Origin of the sequence: Desulfitobacterium dehalogenans ATCC 51507 (assembly GCF_000243155.2) — a bacterium.
GTDB classification, from domain to species: domain Bacteria; phylum Bacillota; class Desulfitobacteriia; order Desulfitobacteriales; family Desulfitobacteriaceae; genus Desulfitobacterium; species Desulfitobacterium dehalogenans.
Window position 1 is genome coordinate 1,047,267 of the sequence record NC_018017.1, and the last position, 20,812, is coordinate 1,068,078.

The 20,812-nt window shown below is 43.7% G+C and carries 22 protein-coding genes; 15 read left to right on the forward strand and 7 right to left on the reverse strand.

Going from position 1 to position 20,812, the window contains the following annotated elements:
- Positions 1 to 588 precede the first annotated feature (588 nt).
- The 5 genes from pckA (at position 589) to DESDE_RS05000 (ending at position 5,850) form a co-directional block, all read left to right on the forward strand.
- Positions 589 to 2,130, forward strand: coding sequence for a phosphoenolpyruvate carboxykinase (ATP) (gene pckA / locus DESDE_RS04980; protein WP_014792945.1), 1,542 nt, complete (start codon positions 589 to 591; stop codon positions 2,128 to 2,130).
- 60 nt (positions 2,131 to 2,190) lie between these two features.
- Positions 2,191 to 3,114, forward strand: coding sequence for a ComEC/Rec2 family competence protein (locus tag DESDE_RS04985; protein WP_014792946.1), 924 nt, complete (start codon positions 2,191 to 2,193; stop codon positions 3,112 to 3,114).
- A 67-nt stretch (positions 3,115 to 3,181) separates the two neighbouring features.
- Positions 3,182 to 3,394, forward strand: coding sequence for a DUF3006 domain-containing protein (locus DESDE_RS04990; RefSeq protein ID WP_014792947.1), 213 nt, complete (start codon positions 3,182 to 3,184; stop codon positions 3,392 to 3,394).
- Between the two features lie 103 nt (positions 3,395 to 3,497).
- The gene (locus DESDE_RS04995) at positions 3,498 to 4,904 is read left to right on the forward strand and encodes a M23 family metallopeptidase (RefSeq protein WP_014792948.1); all 1,407 of its coding nucleotides are present in this window, start codon (positions 3,498 to 3,500) and stop codon (positions 4,902 to 4,904) included.
- A gap of 28 nt (positions 4,905 to 4,932) precedes the next feature.
- Positions 4,933 to 5,850 carry a uroporphyrinogen decarboxylase family protein gene (locus DESDE_RS05000; protein WP_014792949.1) on the forward strand — a complete coding sequence of 306 codons (918 nt, stop codon included), beginning with the start codon at positions 4,933 to 4,935 and terminating at the stop codon, positions 5,848 to 5,850.
- Between the two features lie 97 nt (positions 5,851 to 5,947).
- On the opposite strand, the gene DESDE_RS05005 is transcribed toward DESDE_RS05000, so the two are convergent.
- Together DESDE_RS05005 and DESDE_RS20995 are read right to left on the reverse strand one after the other, a co-directional pair.
- Entirely contained in the window at positions 5,948 to 6,397 is a 450-nt protein-coding gene (locus DESDE_RS05005; protein ID WP_014792950.1) for a MarR family winged helix-turn-helix transcriptional regulator, read from the reverse strand.
- 301 nt (positions 6,398 to 6,698) lie between these two features.
- Positions 6,699 to 6,998 carry a zinc-ribbon domain containing protein gene (locus DESDE_RS20995; protein ID WP_014792951.1) on the reverse strand — a complete coding sequence of 100 codons (300 nt, stop codon included), beginning with the start codon at positions 6,996 to 6,998 and terminating at the stop codon, positions 6,699 to 6,701.
- Positions 6,999 to 7,303: 305 nt separating this feature from the next.
- Here DESDE_RS20995 and DESDE_RS05015 point away from each other — a divergent pair, with 305 nt between their 5' ends.
- From DESDE_RS05015 to DESDE_RS05045, 7 genes are all read left to right on the forward strand, one after another.
- Positions 7,304 to 7,651, forward strand: a complete 348-nt coding sequence (locus DESDE_RS05015; protein WP_014792952.1) for a helix-turn-helix domain-containing protein — start codon at positions 7,304 to 7,306, stop codon at positions 7,649 to 7,651.
- An 18-nt stretch (positions 7,652 to 7,669) separates the two neighbouring features.
- Positions 7,670 to 9,163, forward strand: a complete 1,494-nt coding sequence (locus DESDE_RS05020) for a DUF1538 domain-containing protein (protein ID WP_014792953.1) — start codon at positions 7,670 to 7,672, stop codon at positions 9,161 to 9,163.
- The gene (locus DESDE_RS05025) at positions 9,153 to 9,818 is read left to right on the forward strand and encodes a P-II family nitrogen regulator (RefSeq protein WP_014792954.1); all 666 of its coding nucleotides are present in this window, start codon (positions 9,153 to 9,155) and stop codon (positions 9,816 to 9,818) included. The genes DESDE_RS05020 and DESDE_RS05025 overlap by 11 nt, the downstream gene beginning before the upstream one ends.
- Before the next feature lie 167 nt (positions 9,819 to 9,985).
- A complete protein-coding gene (locus tag DESDE_RS05030) occupies positions 9,986 to 10,381 on the forward strand; it encodes a DUF2500 domain-containing protein (RefSeq protein WP_014792955.1) in 396 nt (131 codons plus the stop codon).
- A 1-nt stretch (position 10,382) separates the two neighbouring features.
- Complete coding sequence (locus DESDE_RS05035; RefSeq protein ID WP_014792956.1) at positions 10,383 to 11,993, forward strand: PstS family phosphate ABC transporter substrate-binding protein; 1,611 nt, start codon at positions 10,383 to 10,385, stop codon at positions 11,991 to 11,993.
- Positions 11,994 to 12,078: 85 nt separating this feature from the next.
- On the forward strand, positions 12,079 to 12,522 hold the full coding sequence (locus DESDE_RS05040) for an RrF2 family transcriptional regulator (RefSeq protein WP_014792957.1): 444 nt from the start codon (positions 12,079 to 12,081) through the stop codon (positions 12,520 to 12,522).
- 245 nt (positions 12,523 to 12,767) lie between these two features.
- On the forward strand, positions 12,768 to 14,057 hold the full coding sequence (locus tag DESDE_RS05045) for a homocysteine synthase (protein WP_014792958.1): 1,290 nt from the start codon (positions 12,768 to 12,770) through the stop codon (positions 14,055 to 14,057).
- Between the two features lie 146 nt (positions 14,058 to 14,203).
- On the opposite strand, the gene DESDE_RS05050 is transcribed toward DESDE_RS05045, so the two are convergent.
- Positions 14,204 to 15,241: a YeiH family protein gene (locus DESDE_RS05050; protein WP_014792959.1), complete on the reverse strand. Its 1,038-nt coding sequence runs from the start codon at positions 15,239 to 15,241 to the stop codon at positions 14,204 to 14,206.
- Between the two features lie 130 nt (positions 15,242 to 15,371).
- On the opposite strand from DESDE_RS05050, the gene DESDE_RS05055 reads away from it, so the two are divergent.
- Complete coding sequence (locus DESDE_RS05055) at positions 15,372 to 16,283, forward strand: LysR family transcriptional regulator (protein WP_014792960.1); 912 nt, start codon at positions 15,372 to 15,374, stop codon at positions 16,281 to 16,283.
- A gap of 170 nt (positions 16,284 to 16,453) precedes the next feature.
- On the forward strand, positions 16,454 to 17,389 hold the full coding sequence (gene cysK / locus DESDE_RS05060) for a cysteine synthase A (RefSeq protein ID WP_014792962.1): 936 nt from the start codon (positions 16,454 to 16,456) through the stop codon (positions 17,387 to 17,389).
- 318 nt (positions 17,390 to 17,707) lie between these two features.
- Here the strand turns inward: cysK and DESDE_RS05065 are convergent, their stop codons facing one another.
- The 3 genes from DESDE_RS05065 to DESDE_RS05075 are packed head-to-tail and all read right to left on the reverse strand — an operon-like array spanning position 17,708 to position 19,754.
- A complete protein-coding gene (locus DESDE_RS05065; RefSeq protein ID WP_014792963.1) occupies positions 17,708 to 18,826 on the reverse strand; it encodes a tyrosine-type recombinase/integrase in 1,119 nt (372 codons plus the stop codon).
- Positions 18,827 to 18,857: 31 nt separating this feature from the next.
- Positions 18,858 to 19,325 carry an ImmA/IrrE family metallo-endopeptidase gene (locus DESDE_RS05070; RefSeq protein WP_014792964.1) on the reverse strand — a complete coding sequence of 156 codons (468 nt, stop codon included), beginning with the start codon at positions 19,323 to 19,325 and terminating at the stop codon, positions 18,858 to 18,860.
- A 21-nt stretch (positions 19,326 to 19,346) separates the two neighbouring features.
- Positions 19,347 to 19,754: a helix-turn-helix transcriptional regulator gene (locus DESDE_RS05075; protein ID WP_014792965.1), complete on the reverse strand. Its 408-nt coding sequence runs from the start codon at positions 19,752 to 19,754 to the stop codon at positions 19,347 to 19,349.
- 170 nt (positions 19,755 to 19,924) lie between these two features.
- Here DESDE_RS05075 and DESDE_RS05080 point away from each other — a divergent pair, with 170 nt between their 5' ends.
- Complete coding sequence (locus DESDE_RS05080) at positions 19,925 to 20,140, forward strand: helix-turn-helix transcriptional regulator (protein WP_014792966.1); 216 nt, start codon at positions 19,925 to 19,927, stop codon at positions 20,138 to 20,140.
- A gap of 53 nt (positions 20,141 to 20,193) precedes the next feature.
- On the opposite strand, the gene DESDE_RS05085 is transcribed toward DESDE_RS05080, so the two are convergent.
- Positions 20,194 to 20,796, reverse strand: a complete 603-nt coding sequence (locus DESDE_RS05085; protein ID WP_014792967.1) for a hypothetical protein — start codon at positions 20,794 to 20,796, stop codon at positions 20,194 to 20,196.
- Positions 20,797 to 20,812 lie beyond the last annotated feature (16 nt).

A 20,812-nucleotide genomic window follows, 5' to 3' on the forward strand; every position in this document is an offset into this window, starting at 1 on the left:
GGGGTAAGTGCCCCTAACCCAAGCCGCTTTTTCCGTCTTTACCGACGCCGCTTGAGCGGCATGGTCGACTACTCCGGGAAGGGCTCCGAATGACCCTCAAAAATACGATAAGTACCCTAAAGCAATGCTGAAAGGAGACCCGCAAGCGTAGCTTTACGCACAAAAGCGAACGTATTTAGCGGAGGGGCGGTCAGGTCAACGAGGCGTTCTTAACGTAGCGCAGCCACGGTTTACATGCAGAAAGCAGCGGGGTTTGGCGGAGCTGTTAAGAAAGCGAGTTGACCAACCCTGGAGCTATGGAGTACGTGAGCTCCGATGAAGAAAGCCTCCGGTGGAGGGTTTCAGGAGCTCACGCCCGAAGGTTCGTTGTGCGTAAAGCTACACGACCAGAACAATACTTTTTATCTTTCGCTGGTTCCACTTGCGGCATGGGGGTCTACACTGAAATAACAATAATAAGTCCTTTATCGTGGAAAAAATGAAAAAATGGGTGCCAAATCCAGCTCTCTACTGCTATAATGGTGAATGTGTGTTGTATGTCCAATGTATTTTGTATATTTTAATCACGGAAAAAGGAGTAGCGTTATCATGGATCAAATTATTCATCATAACTTAGAGGTATCAGAATTAGTTGATATGGCCCTTAAGCGTGGAGAAGGTACTCTTGCTTCCAGTGGAGCATTTCGTGTAAGTACGGGGAAATATACGGGACGTTCCCCTCTCGATAAATTTATCGTCGACGAGCCCTCAGTTCATGATCGGATTGACTGGGGCTCTGTGAATCGCCCCATTTCCCAGGAATACTTTGAAAAGCTTTATGATGAGGTTAAAACCTATACAGAAACTAAAAAAGAATTGTTTGTTTTCGATGGATTTGCCGGAGCAGATGAAGAATACCGCCTTCCCATCCGGGTCATCAATGAGTTCGCCTGGCAAAATCTCTTTGTACATCAACTCTTTATTCGTCCCACTCAAGAGGAACTGGCAAACCATCAGGCCCAGTTTACCATTATCGCAGTCCCCAGCTTTAAAGCCAATCCGGAAATCCATGGAACTCATTCCGAGGCCTTTATCATGTGTTCCTTTGAAAAAAGAGTGGTATTGATTGGGGGAACTCATTACGCCGGTGAGATGAAGAAGTCCATCTTTAGTGTCATGAATTACTATTTGCCATTAAGAGAAGTCATGCCCATGCATTGCTCAGCCAATGTCGGTAAGGATGGGGATGTCGCCCTGTTCTTTGGTTTGTCCGGAACGGGAAAGACCACTCTTTCCGCTGATCCGGAGCGCTGCTTAATCGGCGATGATGAGCATGGTTGGTCGAAGAACGGTATCTTTAATTTTGAAGGGGGCTGCTATGCAAAATGCATCAGCCTTTCCGAAGAAAAGGAGCCTCAGATTTGGAATGCTATTCGCTTCGGAACGGTCCTGGAGAATGTCGTTCTTAGTCCGGATACTCAGGTTGCCGATTATGATGATTCCACATTGACGGAAAATACACGGGCTGCCTATCCCATTGATTATATCGAAGGAGCGGTAATCCCAGGTGTAGGGGGACAGCCTAAGGTTATTGTTTTCCTCACAGCGGATGCCTTTGGGGTACTCCCTCCCATCTCCAAACTCACAAAGGAACAAGCCATGTATCATTTTTTGTCGGGATATACCTCCAAGCTGGCTGGAACTGAGCGGGGGATTACAGAGCCTCAGGTAACGTTTTCCACTTGCTTTGGTGCGCCCTTCCTGCCTTTGGCCCCTCAAGTGTATGCGGAAATGCTGGGAGAGAGAATTGATACCTATGGTACCCGGGTCTATCTGGTCAATACCGGTTGGTCCGGCGGTACTTACGGGGTGGGTAAACGTATCAATTTACGCTACACCCGGGCGATGATTACAGCCGCCCTCAACGGTACCTTAGAACAGGCTGAATTCACCGCCGATCCGAATTTTGGAATATTGGTTCCTGATCAGGTGGAAGGAGTACCCCGTGAAGTCTTAAATCCAAGAATGACTTGGCAGAATAAAGAAGCTTATGACGTTAATGCTAAGGAGCTGGCTCAGCGCTTTAGAAAAAACTTCGAGCAATTTGCTCAGGCTGCTGCAGAAATTCGCCAAGCAGGACCAAAAGTCTAATAAGAGATCCTGGATGCTGTAGAGCATTCAGGATCTTCCTTTGGGAAGGAGAGAGATGCCGTGAAAGGCTATAAAATAGGGAGCTTTCTTTTGGTTATTCTGCTGGCGATAGCGCTGGTAGGCTGCGCAGGCCTCACGAATCCCAACCCTCAGGATTCCCAGGATAAAAAAAATAACCTTAAAGAAGAGCAGAATATAGGAAGTCCTTTGAAGGTAAGTTTTATTGATGTCGGTCAGGCTGATGCGGCCCTGATTCAGATTCCTAACGGCAAAAACATAGTGATCGATGCCGGAAAAAATAACGATGGGGAGTTCTTAATCAAGTATCTTGAGGATCAGGGCATCAAGGAAATCCATATACTTATTGGAACCCATCCTCATGAAGATCACATTGGCGGTATGGACAAGGTTATCGAGAATTTTAAGATCGGGCAGGTGATTATGCCCAAGGTGACCCATAATACCAGGACCTTTGAGGACGTTCTGTTGGCTGTCCAAGAGAAAGGCTTGAAGATCAAGGAAGGGAAGGCCGGAGTCCAGTTGGATTTAGGGCTGCCTGCGGAAGGCCTGCCTCCCGTATCAGCTGAAATCCTGGCCCCCATGTCCGGTAAATATGAGGATCTGAATAACTACAGTATCGTCCTGCGCTTAGTCTATGGAGCCAATGCCTTTCTTTTTACAGGAGATGCGGAAGATGTCTCGGAAAAAGAAATGCTGGCCTCGGGTGTAAACCTTAAGGCTGATGTCTTAAAAGTTGGCCATCACGGAAGTAACTCATCGACTACGAAAGATTTTCTCACTGCTGTAGATCCCAAGCATGCTATTATCTCTGTGGGGAAGGATAATAGCTACGGCCACCCGACAGAAAAGGTTCTTAAGCGGTTAAGGGAGAAGGGAGCTGTGATTTACAGAACGGACCAAGCGGGGACCATAACGGTAACATCCGATGGCTCGACACTTACATTTGCCTTAACAAGTCCATGAGGTCGATTAAGCTAAGAGAAGATTAACTGAAGAATCCTCTTAAATCTAAGAAAGGAGCTGCTTGAAAATGAAAGGAATTATTGATCGTTTTGAAGGTGAGTTTGCAGTGATTGAACAAGAAGATCGGGTGACAATCACTATTCCGCGTCATGCTCTCCCTAGAGAAGCGAAAGAAGGAGACGCTCTTGTTCTGGTCAATGGGGAGTATCAGATTGACCGTTCTGAAACGGTGAAGCGGAGAAAAAGAATTGAAGAATTAAGTCGAGAATTGTGGGAATAGAACGGTTTTGAAAGTTAAATAGAAAAAAATTTAAAGATTTTCACAAAATCTTCACAACCATCCTGTATAATGGTTGTGAGTTGTTAGTGGTGGGGGGTAAATAATGCAGCCTGTGAAAATCAACGTAGATCCAAAATCTTGGGTTAAAACCTTAAATAAATTACCATGGAAGTCTCCCAAAATGATTGGGGGAGCCTTAGCGGCACTGCTGGTGCTGGGAGGCGGTGGGTATTATCTTAATACCACAGCTCCTGCGGCCTATGTGGTCGTAAATGGTGAAACGGTAGGTATTGTGGAAAGCGTCGGCAGCGGGGAAGAGCTGCTGGAACAGATCCTTGAAGAAGAAGGAGAGGCTTTCGGAGAAGCCGCCCAGATTCATGATCACATCGAATTTAACACGGCACGAATTGATAATGGGTACACTCCTTTAACCAAAGAAGAGCTTAAAGGTAAGCTGTCCTTCTTTATTGAAGCGGTGGAATTGCAAATCGCAGGCCATTCCATGTTTACCTTAGCAAACCAAAAGGAAGCAGATGAGCTTTTAAAAGCCTACCAGGAAATGTACGTCAAAGAAGATGAGAACAATAAACTGAGTTCGGTGGCTTTTGAGGAAGAGATCAAAACTCAAGATGTGGAAGCCTTGCCCGAGGAGATCACCACTGTGGAAAAGGCCTTGGAAGTGCTGAAACAGGGTAATGTGCAAAAAGAAGAATATGTGGTGGAAGAGAACGATTCCTGGTGGCTGATTGCCCGTAAGAATGACCTGAAAACAGTGGAGGTTCTTGCTGCTAACCCGGGAGCGACCCTCGATACCATTATTAAACCCGGAGAAAAGATCAATATTGAGAAGGTTAGCCCTTATCTTACTGTTGTTTTTGAGGGAACCAGTATTGTCACAGAAACCATACCTTTCGATGTAGAGACTAAGATTGACAGTAAATTAGCCAGTGGTACATCAAAAGTTACGAAAGCCGGCTCCGACGGGGAAAAGGTTGTTACATATTCGTATGTGCAGAAAAACGATAAAGTGGTCACCAAGGCCGTTGTGGACGAGAAGGTGACTAAAGAAGCGGTGAATCAAGTGGTGACTAAGGGACCCCAGCGAGTGCAGGTGGCCAGCGCTTCCCGGGGTAGCGGTTTAGTGCCGGGCTTAGTAAGACCCTACGGAGGATATGTCAGTTCCTATTATGGATATCGTGGCAGCGAATTTCATACAGGAATAGATTATGCGGGATCCACCGGTGACCCCTTTGTGGCGGCAGCTGCCGGGACGGTCATTTTCGCAGGAAGGCAAGGGAACTATGGAAACAGCATTTTGGTTGACCATGGCAATGGGATTCAAACCCGTTATGCTCATGCTTCCAAATTACTGGTTAATGTCGGACAATCTGTTTCTCAAGGTGAAACCATTGGCTTGGTCGGTTCCACAGGTCGTTCCACAGGATCTCACCTTCATTTTGAAATCATCGTCAATGGAGATACCGTAAATCCCGCAAATTACGTAAGATAATACGGATTGTTAGTTGTTCGGAGGGAATATGACGAAGATTGAAAGGGTCTTAGCAATGATAAGTGGGGAGGCGGTGGATAAGCTTCCCAAAGGGGAGTTTTTTATTGAGGATGCCCTGGTCTCCAGGCTTCTTCAGTTGTCTCCATCCCCAAGCCCACAATCGGTTGACCTTGAGGCCAGGATGAAGGCCTGTGAATTATTAGGTCTTGATGCCCTTGTTTTTATGGCCGATCAAAAAAAGCCGGGTAGACCATGGGCAGAACTGCAGCAATGGCAAGAGGAAAGTGACTTTTTCCTCTTTTCTTTGCTTGACGGTCCCTTTCAGGGAGTGGGATATACTTATCCTGACTTTACAGATTTCTTAATGGATACCATGAGGGATAAAGAAAAAATCGAGGAGCTTGTCAAGGAATCGATCCAAAGGAGCCTGAACCTGGGGAGAGCTGCGATCACTTCCGGTGCCCATGGCCTTTTCATAGCCGACGATATCGCCTATAACCATGGACTGTATATTTCTCCCCGGATTATGAGGGAGATGTTTTTTCCGTATCTTAAGGAACTCCTTCAGGGCTTAAGTCGTACAGCCCGGGAAGTCACAGGGAGAGAGATACCGATATTCTTTCATTCGGATGGGGATATCTGGCTCATTCTCCAGGATTTAAAGGAAATAGGCTTTAACGGAATTCACTCCTTGGAGTCTGTCATGGATCTTGCTCAGGTAAGAGAAGCTGTAGGCGGAGATATGTGCCTTATGGGCGGGTATGAGCTGGGCTGGTTTGAGACCGGAGGAACTTCTAAGGTGGATGAATTATTCAAGGCGGCTATGCCTGGACGCTATATTTTTGGCAGCAGTGCCGGAATCCTTGATGCGGGCCTTTCTCCCCAGGCCGTCTTAGAGGTCTATCGTTATATTGATAAGATAAAGTGCTGTGAAGGGATGTCTTGAACATTAGAGACACAAAAAAAGAGGGTTGACAAAAGGATTGACAATCTTTTCGTCAACCCTTTCGTTAACCTTCTTTTGGAAAAATGATTAATTTCACTTAATTGGGAGCAGAAAGATTATCGATGACCTTCTGTAAGACCTTAATACAAATGACCAAATCCTCGGGATCAACCCCTTGGGTAGTTTCTTTGTTTGTTTTGTCGCCCATAGCCATGAGACCATCTTTAAGGTTTCTTCCGGTTTCAGTAAGATAGATGAGATTTGTTCGACGATCATGAGGGTGTCGTGTTCTGACCACAAGATTATGCTTTTCCATGGTGTTGATGATTCTGGAAACGCTGGGTTCATCTTTATTGCTACTCAGAGCCAAACTGTTTTGGGTCTGACCGTCTTCGCGCCATAAATAGAGGAGTAATCTCCATTGTTCTATTGTTACGTCGAAATTATTTGACTTGAAGTTATGACTCAGTCGACCTGAAATAAGACGTGCCGCCTTATTCAGATGAAATCCGAACGATTTTGCGGTATATTCTTGAAATGTTGGCATAATAAGACCTCACAATATTGTTCCTTTTGGCTCTATCATACCTATTTTTTGTTGCATAAGCAAGTAATTAGTGAATAAATTCATAGAAAGTTAACATTTATTTTTTAAATATAGTAAATAATAATATTTAATATACCTAAAAATAATATATTAATTATTATAATTAGAATAAATATCCTTTGCGAATTAAAGAACAAGATAGGATAAAAAATGACTACTGAAGGAGAGGTAAAGAGATGACATATAAAAAGAACTCTGAGTCATGACTCAAAGTTCTTCACTGGCGATAGAGCGCTATAGATTACCAGTTGCTTTTACGAGGGGTGTAGCAATCACGGCAATATACAGGTTTGTCACCTGTGGGTTGGAAAGGAACTGTAGTTTCTTTTCCGCAGGATGAACAAACAGCGGGGAACATTTCCCGCTGTGGGCGGGAAGAGTATCCGCCGTTGCGGTTTTGAGCTTTTCTGGCAGCGCGACAGGAAGGGCAACGACCAGGCTCGTTTGTAAAACCTTTTTCTGCGTAGAATTCTTGCTCTGAAGCAGAGAATACAAATTCTGCACCACAGTCTTTACAGGATAAAACTTTGTCTGCAAACATCTAAAAAAAACCTCCAGATTTAAATTCCACCCGTTGTATGGGAAGAGTCCTGCTCCCCAAAGCCACAGGCAATCGAGAAGGTTTTCATCCACAAGAACTAACGAGTTTTCTCCATTATACCTAATCTTTGCCAGGTAGTCAACAATTGTATGGAATAGTTTCAATATATGAACAATGAGATTTGTTTAGTATCCTATTGTCACCATTTTTGTGTGTTTTGGTGACAATAGGATACTAAAGTGATATAATTGTTTAGTTATTATAAAAAAATATTTACCTTATTTACCCAAAAGAAGGTGCTTGAATTGGTCGATATTGGCCATTATATTTCGGCTCAACGTATTGCGCGCAAAATCTCTATGCGCAAACTTGCAGAGCTTGCACGGCTGAGCCATACAGAAATTTATCGCTTAGAAAATGGAGAACGAAAGCATCCCTCGCCTTGCGTACTAAAAGCTATTGCTCTCGCCCTGGATTTAAGCTACAACGAACTAATGAAAGTAGCAGGGTACTTAGAGGATAGCTCACCCAATGCTGAGTTTTCACAGCATATCGATTGTGGGGATCTTTCGAAAGATGAAATTGAGGAGGTGGAGAGGTTTATTGAATACCTGCGTTATAAGCGTACCAAGGCGCAACAAGACATAGTATAGAAGGGTAGTGAAGTTTATTTGAGTGTACTTTTAGAGAAATTAAAAGAAGTATTAATCTCCGTTGGACCTATCGTCATCCTTGTATTGGCTCTAAATTTCACAATTGTTCCCATGGAACCTTTATTGGTCTTCCGGTTTCTTTTAGGAGCGTTATTTATTGTTTTGGGGTTATCCATCTTCCTTTTTGGGGTGGATATAGGGATTAGCAAAATAGGCACCCTGATGGGTGGAGCCTTAGCAAAGAGTAACAGATTATGGATCATTGTAGTGGCTGGTTTGTTATTAGGGTTTTTCATATCCATTGCTGAACCTGACCTTCATATTCTTGCAGGACAAGTGGGTATGGTTACTTCAGGTGTCATATCAAAGTTAAGTATTGTTGTCGTGGTTTCCATAGGTATTGCTGTCATGCTCACAAGCGGCTTAGTCCGAATAATATATAATATTCCTCTCTATAAATTGCTCACGGTTCTCTATTTAATCATCCTTGGTCTGAGCTTTTTTACGTCCTCGGAGTTTCTTGCCATTTCCTTCGATGCTTCCGGGGCAACTACCGGCGCGTTGACTGTACCCTTCATGCTGGCTTTGGCCTTGGGGGTTTCATCCTTAAAGAAGGATGGCAAGGCTTCAGAAAAGGACAGTTTCGGTCTCGTAGCCGTTACTTCAACTGGTGCAATCATTGCGGTCATGATGATGAGTATCTTATCTGAACAGGATAAGATAACGGGGAGTCTTCAAGAGTCCACTCAGGTCTCGGCCTCCTTTTTGGCGCCTTTTATCGACAAGCTTCCCACCATAGCTTTTGAAATCTTCATAGCCTTGCTGCCCGTTATCCTGATGTTTTTTGTTTTTCAAAAAGTATCTTTCAAAATATCGCCAAAGGCTTTTCGTAAAGTGTTAAAAGGGTTGGTGTATACCTTTATTGGCTTAGTTCTGTTTCTGACAGGAGTTAATGCAGGCTTTATGGAGGTCGGCAGCAAGATTGGCTATAATGTAGCAGTTATGGATAATAAATTTATTATTATCTCCATCGGCTTCATTCTCGGCCTGGTGGTCATTTTGGCGGAGCCTGCAGTTTATGTCTTGACACATCAAATAGAAGATGTTACAAGTGGATATGTAAAGAGACCTGTTGTTTTGATAGCTCTTTCCATTGGAGTTGCATTTGCAGTTTCATTATCGATGATTCGAATCTTGATCCCAGGACTTCAGTTGTGGCATTTCCTTTTACCGGGTTATGTAGTCTCCATTCTCATGATGTACTTTGTTCCGAAATTATTTGTGGGAATGGCCTTTGATGCAGGGGGGGTCGCCTCCGGACCCATGACGGCAACATTTATCCTGGCTTTTGCTCAGGGTGCCGCTGAAGCTGTCGAAGGGGCCAATGTCATGGTGGATGGTTTCGGAATAATTGCCATGGTGGCCATGACTCCAATTATTGCTTTACAGACTTTAGGTTTTATTTTTAAGATAAAATCGGTGAAGGAAGGATTAAAGGAAAATGAAGCTTAGCTCTGATGGAAAGGAATTTGAATTAATTTGTTTCGTCGTTAATTTTGGCGTAGGAAGCAAAGTAATCAAACTTGCCAAACAGTGTGGAATATCCGGGGGAACGATTTTCTTAGGACGAGGTACGGTTAATAATCCTATTCTAAAGTTTTTGGATTTGACGGATATCCGCAAGGAAATTGTGCTGATGCTCGGAGAAAAAAAGGTAGCTGAGCACGCTTTAGAAGTAATCGATGAAAAATTGGCGCTGCATAAGGCTAATCACGGAATTGCCTTTACAAGTCCTGTGAGAGGTTTTGTAGGCCGTCATTTTTCCTTTCGCAGTGAACAAGAAAGTCGAGGTGTAGAAACTGCTATGTATCATGCCATTTATACTGTAGTGGACAGGGGTAAGGCTGAAGAGGTCATGGAAGCAGCGACGAAGGCCGGCTCAAGAGGAGGAACCATCATCAATGCCCGTGGCTCAGGAATTCACGAGACCCACACCTTGTTCTCCATGGCTATCGAACCGGAAAAGGAAATTGTGATGATCTTAGCAGAGAGTCAAACCACAGAAGCTATTGTCACTGCTATACGCAATGAACTTCATATTAATGAACCGGGGAACGGGATCATTTTTGTTCTCGATGTGACTCAGACTTATGGATTAAGGCAGTAACTGCCATATACGGTATCGACAAGGGCTTTCATCTAAAGCATCAAGCTTTGGGTGAAAGCTCTTTTAGTTGAAATAGCAGGACTTTCCTTAAAAAAAGAGAACCTCTATAAGAAACTTTGTGAGGATATATTTTGAAAGCTGAGGACTTGAAAAGGAGGGGGCGCAGTTTGTTTTTTTCATCGGATATTATGTTTACGATTGTGCCGGTCATTATAAGCATAGGTTTTGTGGTGGTTTTTGGATTGATTTTAGTCAATATCATCCAAGGGATACGGACATGGAACTATAATAATTCCCAACCTGTTTTAACCGTGCCTTCCCTTATTGTGGCCAAAAGAGACCATGTCACCACGCACCATCATAATCATGGCAACGGGATACACCATAACCATCGCAGCACCAGCTATTATATAACCTTTGAAGTGGAAAGCGGGGATCGAATGGAATTTTCAGTAAATGGTAAGGAGTATGGAATGTTGGCTGAAGGGGATTTGGGAAAGCTTACATTCCAAGGGACCCGGTATTTGGGGTTTGAGCGCTTGAGAGAGCCGGAAAGAGGTTAATATGGCATCGAGTAAACGTTATATCTTTAAAACATTACTCAATCAGATGATGACGGTGCCTATTCTGTTTACAACATTTTATCTGTTATTATTCTTTTCCGGTTTGAATTTTATTTCAGAGGGTCGGGGGGATGATACGGTATACCTCATCTATGTACTGCTTGCTTTTATCGGTTCGTTTCTCATCGGGGGAATCGTCGGTTTCCTTCACTCCCGATTCGCTCAAAACAAGCCCGAATCGCCGAAAGCTAGGTACTTCTCTGCAGTCTTTCCTATCCTATATACCCTTATATTTATAATGATGCTCTTAATGATTACCCAAGGGAATATCCACTCCTCATGGTGGTCTTGGACGGTTGTGAAGAATCCTTTGTATTTCCCTTTAGGCTTTGTTCTATTTATGTGGGGGAATCAGGCTGCCTTCATCGTCGGCGATTTGATGGGATATATAGGCTTTGCGGCAGGGTTTCTTTTAGAGGAGATCTTCTCTAAAAAGTCCCGAAAGGCAGAAGCGGTCCCGCAACGAAAAGGAATCAACATCGGACTGGCTGTGCTGTGCTTAAGCGGGGTTTTGTTTTCCGGAGGTTTGGCAAAGGATGTTCTGGCCAATGGCTGGATAGAGATTCGCTATGGGGAATCCACCCTGGGAAGCGAGCTTACGGAATTTGACCTCATAAGCATCGCCCCGTTTAAAGAGAATAACGGCCTGGCACACCTGGATCAAGCAACCAGCCTCCAGTTTACAGAATTGGAGACCATGCCACGTCTGGATGGCGCCACTGCTGTCTATCCTGTCTATGGAGCTTTTGTTGAGGCAGTATATAAAGGTCTTGGTGAATATTATCGTGAAAGTGCCCGTGAGAACGACCTAAAATGGGAGAAGGACTTCGAGCTGGCTTTTGTTCAAAGTGAGGAATTCCCTCTTAATATTGTACAATGCTCCAAGACGAACCGGGCCTATGAACGGCTTATGGCTGGAGAAACGGACATTATCTTTGTGGCGGAGCCATCACAAGCCCACCGGGAGCAGATCAAGGCACAGGGGGATGAGTTTGTGCTAACCCCTATAGCCAGTGAAGCCTTCGTCTTCTTTACCAATGCCGAAAATCCTGTAGAAAGCCTTACCCTCCAGCAGATTCAAGGGATTTATGCAGGGGAAATCAAGAACTGGAAGGAAGTGGGGGGAGCCAATCGGAAGATTCTGGCCTTTCAACGGCCGGAGAACTCTGGCAGTCAGACTGTGATGCAAAATCGGGTGATGCAAGGTCAAACTATGGTTGAACCCACACGGGAATCCTATGCGGGAGGAATGGGAGAGATCATCAGTCGGGTGGCGGACTATAAAAATGCCAAGAATTCCTTAGGTTATTCTTTCCTATATTATTCTTCGGAAATGGTGAAAAACAATCAGATCAAGTATCTTGCAGTGGATGGAGTTCTACCGACCCCGGAAACCGTTCGCAACGCAACCTATCCCTTTACCGTTCCGGTTTACGCAGTGACCCTAAAGTCCAATACTCAAGAAAATGTGGGGCGGTTTATTCAGTGGGTCCTCTCGGAAGAGGGGCAGAGCCTTATAGAGAAAACTGGATACATCCCTCTGGAACCGTAATGGTCATGGGTTTGACAAAGTATGGAATCCATATTACCATTAAAACTAAACCAATATGACTTCTTAAGCTTGGAGTGTTAAAGGAATGAAAATATCAACAAAAGGAAGATACGGACTGCGGGCATTACTGGATTTGGCCGTTCATTCCCGTGGAGAACATGTTCCTCTTTCCAATATTGCTGATCGCCAAAATATCTCTGAGAACTATCTGGAGCAGGTTTTTTCCGCATTACGCAAGGCGGGGATTATCAACAGTGTAAAAGGTGCTCAAGGTGGTTATGTCTTGGCGGACAAAGCGGCTGAGATTAAAGTCGGAACAATTCTCAGAGTCCTGGAAGGGGATTTATCCGTTGCTAATGAGGAATTGGACCGTGAAGGCGGTGTGAGCATCCAGGAGTGCATTCAAATTAAGGTATGGGATCAGATGACTGATCGGATTAACGAGTTCGTGGATTCCATAACCTTGGAGGATCTTGTTCAGGAATATAATGTCATGAGCGGGCATGGCGGTATAATGTACTATATCTAAAGTGAAACAGCCTTCTGATTTTTTTCAGAGGGCTGCTTTATACTGGAGATTGTTTAGCTTTTTTAAATCTGTTAGACTATAGATGGAAATTGAGTTGAAGAAATATATAATACATGAGCTGTTTCTATTGACAAAAAGGTGGAATGAACTTAAACTTTATTCAAAATATAGTAAACATATTAAATTACTATGAACTGCCAGTTGTTATCCAAGTTAAATTAGATTGAGGGTAAAGGAGCGATATGATGAGCGGAAGAAAGTTGAAATTTGATACTCTACAGGTCCATGCAGGGCAAACGGCTGATCCAACCACAGGTTCAAGGGCTGTACCCATTTATCAGACCACATCCTATGTCTTTGATAATGCGGAGCATGCGGCGAATTTATTTGGCTTAAAAGAAAGCGGCAATATTTATACGCGGATCATGAATCCCACCACCGATGTTTTCGAGCAGCGGATCGCCGCGTTGGAGGGTGGGGTCGGGGCATTGGCCGTCGCTTCTGGTTCGGCTGCTATTACCTATGCTATTTTGAATATTGCCGGGGTAGGGGATGAGATTGTCACAGCCAGTACCCTTTATGGAGGAACCTATAATCTTTTCTCGGCGACCTTCCCCAAGTTCGGGCTCAAAGCCGTATTCGTCAATCCCGATGATCCGGAGAATTTTAGAAAAGTGATTACAGAAAAGACGAAGGCCCTTTATATTGAAACCATAGGGAATCCGGGCATCAATCTGATAGATATTGAGGCTGTAGCTCAGATCGCTCATGAAAACGGGGTGCCCTTAATCGTTGACAATACCTTCGGCACACCTTATCTGATTCGCCCTATTGAATTTGGGGCGGATATTGTCGTCCATTCAGCCACCAAATTCATCGGAGGACATGGAACATCCATTGGCGGTGTCATTGTGGATTCAGGAAAATTTGACTGGGCCGGCAGTGGAAGATTTCCGGGTTTAACTGAGCCGGATGAAAGCTATCATGGACTGAACTATGCGGAGGCCCTGGGCCCTGTTGCCTATATCACCAAAGCCAGAGTACAGCTTTTACGGGATACGGGAGCTGCACTGAGCCCATTTAATGCCTTCTTGTTCCTTCAGGGACTGGAGACCCTTTCTCTTCGTGTGGAAAAGCATGTGGCCAATACGAAAAAAATCGTCGATTTCTTAAGCAGTCATCCCCATGTAGCTTGGGTCAATTACCCCAGCCTTAAAGACAATCAATATTATGAACTTGCTCAAAGATATCTTCCGAAGGGTGCGGGATCCATCTTTACCTTTGGCATTAAAGGCGGAGTAGAAGCCGGCAAGAAATTCATCGATAGCCTGGAGATCTTCTCCTTGCTGGCTAACGTAGCCGATGCTAAGTCCCTGGTCATTCACCCGGCCAGTACCACTCACGCTCAATTGTCGGAAGAGGGCCTCATTGCGGCAGGAGTTACCCCGGATATGGTCAGACTTTCTATTGGTATAGAAGATGCAGATGATCTCATCGACGATCTTGATCAAGCCCTTAAGAAAGCCGTCGGCTGAGAATGGGAAATGTATTTTCCAAAGGTGCTCTTGCGGAAATGATGTTTTGAATAATAATAGAGAATTGCCCCTGTGCAAGTCCGTAAAGGGAGACATTACCCTTTCGGAAAGACACAGGGGCGTTCCTTATGAATGGCCTTATACGATTAAAGGATGAGGGTGAAATAAGAGAAGGCGGAAACGAAGACAGAAGCGACGAGCATAGCGAGGAGAGGGCGCAGGGCTCTCGAGCGTAGGCTGGCTAAGTGAACATTGAGTCCCAGTCCCACCATTGCCGCAGCCATTAAAAAGGATGAGAGAAAGGCAATAGCATTCAAGACTTCTTTTGAAATAGGGAGATAGGTTCCGATGAGGCTAGTCAAGATGAAACCTAATAGAAACCAGGGAAAGGAGGCCCCTTGGGTTGATTTCTCTGTGTCCTTGTCCCGACGGCGTACCCACCAGAGAAGGATGAAGCTTACGGGAATGAGGAGAAAGACTCTTGCTAATTTAGCCAGTAAGGATGCAGCCAGGGCATCGGCCCCCACAGAATTAGCCGCCGCCGCTGCATGAGCGATTTCGTGTAAGGTGATTCCGCTCCAGGTTCCGTATTGGAGGGCGGTTAGGCCTAAATAGGGATAAAGCAGGGTATAGGCAAGGGTGAAAAATGTACCGATCAAAGCAATGATCCCCACACTGACAGCAGTATCCTCGTCCTTGGCTTTTAGAATAGGAGCAACTGCAGCAATGGCGGCAGCCCCGCAGATACCGGTACCAACTCCCAGCAGAAGGGACAATTGCATGTCCCCCTTAATCCATTTAGACACCAGAAGGGTCGTAAAGACGGCGATGATAATGGTGAATAGTCCCTGAAACAAAAGGGAGGGGCCTTCTTGAAAGACCAAATGGATATTCAGGCGAAAGCCATAAAGAATAATAGCAAAGCGCAGGATTTTCTGGGCGGTAAACTGGACTCCGGTGCGGCATTTTTCCGGATAACCCAAGGTATTGCGATAAAGAACAGCGATAAGAATCGCACAAAGCATTGCGCCAATTTTGTTGATACCGGGTAGGTTAGCTATCCCTGTAGCGACTGCAGCAATTCCCGTGGTGAAGAGTACGCCTGGAATGAGGGGTGCAACCTGGAATTTAACTAAAGGAAACTGTTTTTCTCTTTTTTGGGTTAGATTATTTATGATTGCCATGGTATCCTCCTAAGGTAAAGATTAAAATGAATTAAAACGTATCTCTACTTTACCCTTGGTAAGGAACTAAACGCAATCCGGATTTGTTATACTATACATAGCGAATGCTTATAAAGTAGGAGGTAGTCCATTGATTACAGACACCTTGGAAATTTTCAAGAAAGTAGCGGAAGAAAAAAGCTTTTCTAAAGCTGCCGAGGATCTCTTTCTTTCTCAACCGGCAGTGAGCTCACATATTCGCAACTTGGAGAACGAGTTTGGAACAAAGCTCATTTATCGTTCATCAAAACATGTGAATTTAACCCCGGCCGGAGAAATTCTTTATGAACAGTCCTGTAAAATCATCAATCAGTATCAGGAGGCCAAAGAAAAGATCAATCAAATTCAAAGTGTTGTTTCCGGTAATCTTCGCATTGGAGCGAGCTTTACCATAGGGGAATATATTCTTCCGGAATTGGTCAGTCAAACGGCTACAAGGTACCCTAATCTTAATATTAATGTCACCATCGGGAACACGGAAGAGATTGCTCAAGGGTTAAGGCATAACCGTTTGGATGTGGCCTTAGTCGAAGGAAGAATTACCGGCAAGGAGTTTATTCTGGAGCCTTTCATGGTGGATGAAATGGTTTTGATTGCTTTGCCAAGTCATCCCCTGGCTAAAATGAAGAGTGTGGGCGCTCAGGATCTTGAAGATCAAGTATGGATTTTACGGGAGGGAGGTTCTGGAACCCGTGAATCGAGTGATTGCTTTATAGAAACCTTGAAGATTCCCGTGAAACATTCTTATGTGTTCAGCAGCAACACAGGGGTTAAGGCAGCGGTTCTAAACGGCCTGGGAATTGCTTTAGTGTCAAAGCTTATTATCCAAAAAGAGATCAAGGCAGGGGAATTAGCGATCATACCCCTTGAGCAAAACTTGCCCCGACTGTCCCGGGAATTTATCATTGCGAGAGGCCAGGAAACCTATTTTACTAAGGCTTCAGAGGTATTTCTGATGGAATTAAGTCATTACAGCCAGGATACTCATGAGCATAGTGTTTAGAATAGAGGAGTTTTTTTGGAATTTGATTAATTTGGTATTGACAGCAGAACAAGTAAGGTATTACAATAAACTAAACAAAACAGATATGAATACTAGGAATAAATCGCTGCATATTTTATTGAACCTTAAGCTGAAGAAGGCTTAACGTTATCATTAAGGAGGCTGCCAACATGTCGAAAATTGCCAAGAGTTTAACTGACCTCATTGGAAATACCCCATTATTAGAACTGTCCAATTATAATAAAGCCAATGAATTAGAGGCCAAGGTCATAGCGAAGCTTGAGTATTTTAACCCTCTTTCCAGTGTCAAAGACAGAATTGGTTATGCTATGATTAAAGACGCTGAAGAGAAGGGCCTGATTAACAAGGATACGGTCATTATTGAACCCACCAGCGGTAATACAGGAGTTGCCCTGGCTTTTGTAGCTGCTGCCCGTGGATACCGCTTGATTTTAACCATGCCTGAAACCATGAGTGTGGAAAGAAGGAACCTGCTCAAAGCTCTGGGTGCAGAGTTGGTACTCACTCCGGGACCTGCCGGCATGAAAGGAGCTATTCAAAAAGCGGAGGAATTAGCTGCCGAATATAAGAATTCCTTTATTCCGCAACAGTTCAACAATCCGGCTAACCCAGAGATGCATAAAAAAACCACCGCTGAAGAAATCTGGAGAGATACGGATGGGGAAGTGGACATCTTCGTTGCCGGAGTAGGGACCGGCGGAACGGTAACCGGTGTGGGTGAAGTCCTGAAGAAGAAGAAGCCAGGGGTAAAGATCATCGCTGTAGAGCCTGCAGATTCTCCGGTGCTATCAGGAGGAAACCCCGGAGCCCATAAGATTCAGGGAATTGGCGCCGGATTTGTTCCTGGTGTCTATAACTCAGAAGTCATCGATGAGATCTTTCAGGTCAAGAATGACGACGCTTTTGAAACCTCCCGTAAACTCTCTAAGACGGAAGGCCTGCTTGTAGGAATCTCCTCAGGTGCGGCAGCTTATGCGGCTACCCAAATCGCCAAGAGACCGGAGAATAAAGGGAAGAATATCGTCGTCCTGCTTCCGGATACCGGAGAGAGATATCTCTCTACCGTCTTATTCCAAGAAGGCTAAGAGGATCATTGAAGTTAGTCAATTCTTTCACACAATATTAACATTTTATTTACAGTTTCTTCACCTGTAGTTTAAGGTGTTGTGATACTATACAAGTAACGACATTCTTCTCCTACCTTTTAAATAGACAAGAGGAAACTCTTGTCAAAAGTTCAACCGTCTCTTTAAGGCGGTTTTTTCTTTTTTTATTAATCTTTTTTTAAAAGCTTAAGATCAAAGAACGTAGCAAATACGCTTATTTCAAGGGTCGCAGGCTTTCTTGTTGCCTGTAAAAAGCCCTGGTTTTTCAATGGTAAGATACAGGTAATATACAAACAATTAAGGAATTAAGTCGATAGCTTTTTTTAATTGTTCGATATCTTTATGGGTGTAACGCATCGTTACATCCTTTTTCGTGGAGTGTCCGATGATCATTTTTAACGCTTTTGGGTTCATTCCGACATCGTCGGCCATGGTTCCAAAAGTGTGCCGACCGTCGTGTGGGAGATGATCAAGGTTCAATTGTTTCATGAGCGGGTCCCAAATCTTTGAGCGATAGTAATAATAGGAGATTTTCTCCCCATCAATGCAGATCAAATATTTGTTACCTTCCTCCATGCGTTTCTGGATCAGGGGAAGTATCCGTTTGTGGATGGGGATGATCCGGTCTTTTCCGGCACTTGTTTTTACCCCTCCGCGCATGACTCGCTGTGCTATGTCGATCTTGGCTGTCTCAATCAAGCATAGCTCAGTAGGACGCAGCCCGGAATAGATCATGATCAATACAGTATCCACTCCAAACTCATCAAGTCTTTCCCATAGCAGTTTGCGCTCAGAGTCATCAAAAGGTGCGTGGATGTCTTCTTTTCCCTCGATAGCCACATCAATTTCGAGATACTGCGCATAATTGCGCTCTCCGATGTCATTCATCATGGCATAGTCATACATCTGAGAATACAAATTCTTCATGTTGTTGAGAGTTTCACGGCCTTTGTCACTTTCCCAGATAATATTTTGCATGTGATCATACCTGATATCAAGCCAACGCATATTGTGCAGTTCATGAGAGTTTTTATAGGCTGCAGCGTAAGAACCCTTGCTCTGCTGAGATAGTTGCTTCCTTCGCCTAGGGTTGAATTTCCATGCATACCATTTTTTATAGAGTTCGGCAAATGTAAGAGTTGCAGCATCGAGTGGGCTGTGTTTTTTATTGTAATCGGCTAAAGCTATGTTTGCCTCAGCCTGGGTTTTAAATGACCCAATTCCCGTATAGATCTGCTTTAGCTTTGTGTTTTCGGGTAAGATCTTTGGGAGTTCTGCGCCGTTTGCGATAAACATTATAGCTTCCCCCGTTTCTTTATGCACAATCTCCCAGCCCTCAGTCACTCTTGCATAAAATGGTTTTCTGCGCTTACCTTCGAGCTTGATTATCCCGCCATAACCGTTCGGATTTTTCATTTCGATTCTCACCTCCTTTCGAATAAATGTTCTAATAAAGAAACGCATGTTCTGAATTGGGATAAAAAAATTTAGCACTTGACTTCTTTAACTCAGCCAGTTCCTCCGGAACTCCGCAGACGGTCGCTATTTCAAAAATTGATCTAAGTTCACATGTATACAGAACAGAGTCCGGCATAAGTAGCTCTACTGCGAAGGAATTCGCCTCCCGTTCAATTCGCTCAGCTGAAAAGAAAGTATGCATTCTGAGGAAGCCGGTATTGATCTTGGGATGAAGGATAACGTGCGCTAATTCATGAGCGAGGCTAAATCGTTGATCAATATAATCTAAGTCACTATTAAGATGAATAACCTGAATACGTTTGTAGCTGTGGCAGTAACCCCAGATATCTCCTAATGGCTCGATAATGATCGGGATATTTTTGCGGTCGGCAATTTCAAAGGGTTCATTGGTGCGGTACATGTGTATAAGCTTGTCTACTTTTTCCTTTATGTCCATATTCAAGCCTCCGTCAGAGCTTTATTTATGCTTTTTAGGGGTGAACTTCTGTTTTGCTAACTGCTTGGCCAGGCGCATGGAGTTTTCAAGGGATATGCGCATAAGTTCTTTGGTTTCGTCATCCATAGGTTCACCCATAAAGGCCAAGCCTTCATCACTTTCTAAATTAGAAAGCATTTTTTCGAGGTCCTTGGCAATGTCTTTTTCTTCTTTTGGTGTGAGTAGCTTGTCCGAGAAATTTAGGCCCAGAAGAAAATCTGTTGAGACATTAAAGAACTCAGCTAATCTTTTCATTGTATCATGGTCTGGCTCTCTTTTTCCTGCCTCATAATTCCCATATGCTTGCCGAGTAATTCCAAGCATATCAGCCATTTGCTGATGAGTTAAATCCTTTGAAGTCCTTAGTTCAATAAGTCTTTCAGGAAACATATTTAAGAGCCTCCCTTGTTTCTACTTTATTCCATTATAATAGCAACTAAATGTTGCGTAAAGAGTACGCAACAAATTGTTGCATATTTTATTTACAGAAACAAAATGTTGCTATATAATAAAGTCATAGCAACAGAGAGTTACGCAAAAAACATATGGAGGTGGTGATAGTGACTCGATATTGGTTGGCTAAAATACGCCTTGAAGCAGAGAAAACACATGAAGAAGTGGCTGAGGTGGTTGGGATAAAAAGACAGTATTATAGCATGATAGAGAATGGGGAAAGGAATCCAAGTGTTAAGGTGGCCCAAAAAATAGCGGAAGTTCTGGGTTTCAAATGGACTCTTTTTTTTGAGGATAATGGCAACGAACTGAAGCGTGCATAGAAATATTTTTGAATTAAGAGAGGCTAAGTCCACATCGGTTAAAGGTGAGTGAATTAAGGTGTGCGTTTGCAATACTTAATAAAAGCAATCCACCGGGGGATTGTGTCAATGCATTCTTGTAGAGTTGGATTGTTCAAGTGCTTGATTGATTGAAGCCCCCTTGAATATTGCATGTAATGTCTGTTTTCACCTGGTCTAACTTCAACTCGATCACCGCCTTTTTCTGACATATAGGTATTTGCTTCCTCAATTGTACCAAATACACGGAGAGCTCGCTTATGATCTTCTTTCATTACAGCGTATTTATCTGGGGTAATTGTGAGATTTATTTTACCAACAAAACATAAAGGGACATAACTCACGTTGATAGTGCCGCCTCCAATACGTTCTAAACGCAAAAGGGAGGGATTTAGTTTATTTTCTTCAAGCGCCAGGAGTAAAGCAGAAAAGAATTCTTTCTCTATTTCAGACAAATCATGATCCTTAAATATGTCCCTTAAGCCCGCTTTATGTTCATCTTCAAGCCTTAATGTTTTTTCTAAGCTCGATTGTACTAGGTTAGGTATTTCTTCATCGGTAATAGGTTTTTCGCCAGAATGGCTGAGACCGTCTTTGGGCGAAATAAATAATTTTTTAAAGAAATGATTTAGTCCCATAAAAATCAACTTCCTT

Excerpts from the sequence above, each read along its gene's own strand:
- pckA (WP_014792945.1), top strand. The coding sequence starts at position 589 with ATGGATCAAATTATTCATCATAACTTAGAGGTATCAGAATTAGTTGAT.
- DESDE_RS04990 (WP_014792947.1), top strand. The coding sequence starts at position 3,182 with ATGAAAGGAATTATTGATCGTTTTGAAGGTGAGTTTGCAGTGATTGAA.
- DESDE_RS04995 (WP_014792948.1), top strand. The coding sequence starts at position 3,498 with ATGCAGCCTGTGAAAATCAACGTAGATCCAAAATCTTGGGTTAAAACC.
- DESDE_RS05000 (WP_014792949.1), top strand. The coding sequence starts at position 4,933 with ATGACGAAGATTGAAAGGGTCTTAGCAATGATAAGTGGGGAGGCGGTG.
- DESDE_RS05005 (WP_014792950.1), bottom strand. The coding sequence starts at position 6,397 with ATGCCAACATTTCAAGAATATACCGCAAAATCGTTCGGATTTCATCTG.
- DESDE_RS20995 (WP_014792951.1), bottom strand. The coding sequence starts at position 6,998 with ATGTTTGCAGACAAAGTTTTATCCTGTAAAGACTGTGGTGCAGAATTT.
- DESDE_RS05025 (WP_014792954.1), top strand. The coding sequence starts at position 9,153 with ATGAAGCTTAGCTCTGATGGAAAGGAATTTGAATTAATTTGTTTCGTC.
- DESDE_RS05035 (WP_014792956.1), top strand. The coding sequence starts at position 10,383 with ATGGCATCGAGTAAACGTTATATCTTTAAAACATTACTCAATCAGATG.
- DESDE_RS05040 (WP_014792957.1), top strand. The coding sequence starts at position 12,079 with ATGAAAATATCAACAAAAGGAAGATACGGACTGCGGGCATTACTGGAT.
- DESDE_RS05045 (WP_014792958.1), top strand. The coding sequence starts at position 12,768 with ATGAGCGGAAGAAAGTTGAAATTTGATACTCTACAGGTCCATGCAGGG.
- DESDE_RS05050 (WP_014792959.1), bottom strand. The coding sequence starts at position 15,241 with ATGGCAATCATAAATAATCTAACCCAAAAAAGAGAAAAACAGTTTCCT.
- cysK (WP_014792962.1), top strand. The coding sequence starts at position 16,454 with ATGTCGAAAATTGCCAAGAGTTTAACTGACCTCATTGGAAATACCCCA.
- DESDE_RS05065 (WP_014792963.1), bottom strand. The coding sequence starts at position 18,826 with ATGAAAAATCCGAACGGTTATGGCGGGATAATCAAGCTCGAAGGTAAG.
- DESDE_RS05070 (WP_014792964.1), bottom strand. The coding sequence starts at position 19,325 with ATGGACATAAAGGAAAAAGTAGACAAGCTTATACACATGTACCGCACC.
- DESDE_RS05075 (WP_014792965.1), bottom strand. The coding sequence starts at position 19,754 with ATGTTTCCTGAAAGACTTATTGAACTAAGGACTTCAAAGGATTTAACT.
- DESDE_RS05085 (WP_014792967.1), bottom strand. The coding sequence starts at position 20,796 with ATGGGACTAAATCATTTCTTTAAAAAATTATTTATTTCGCCCAAAGAC.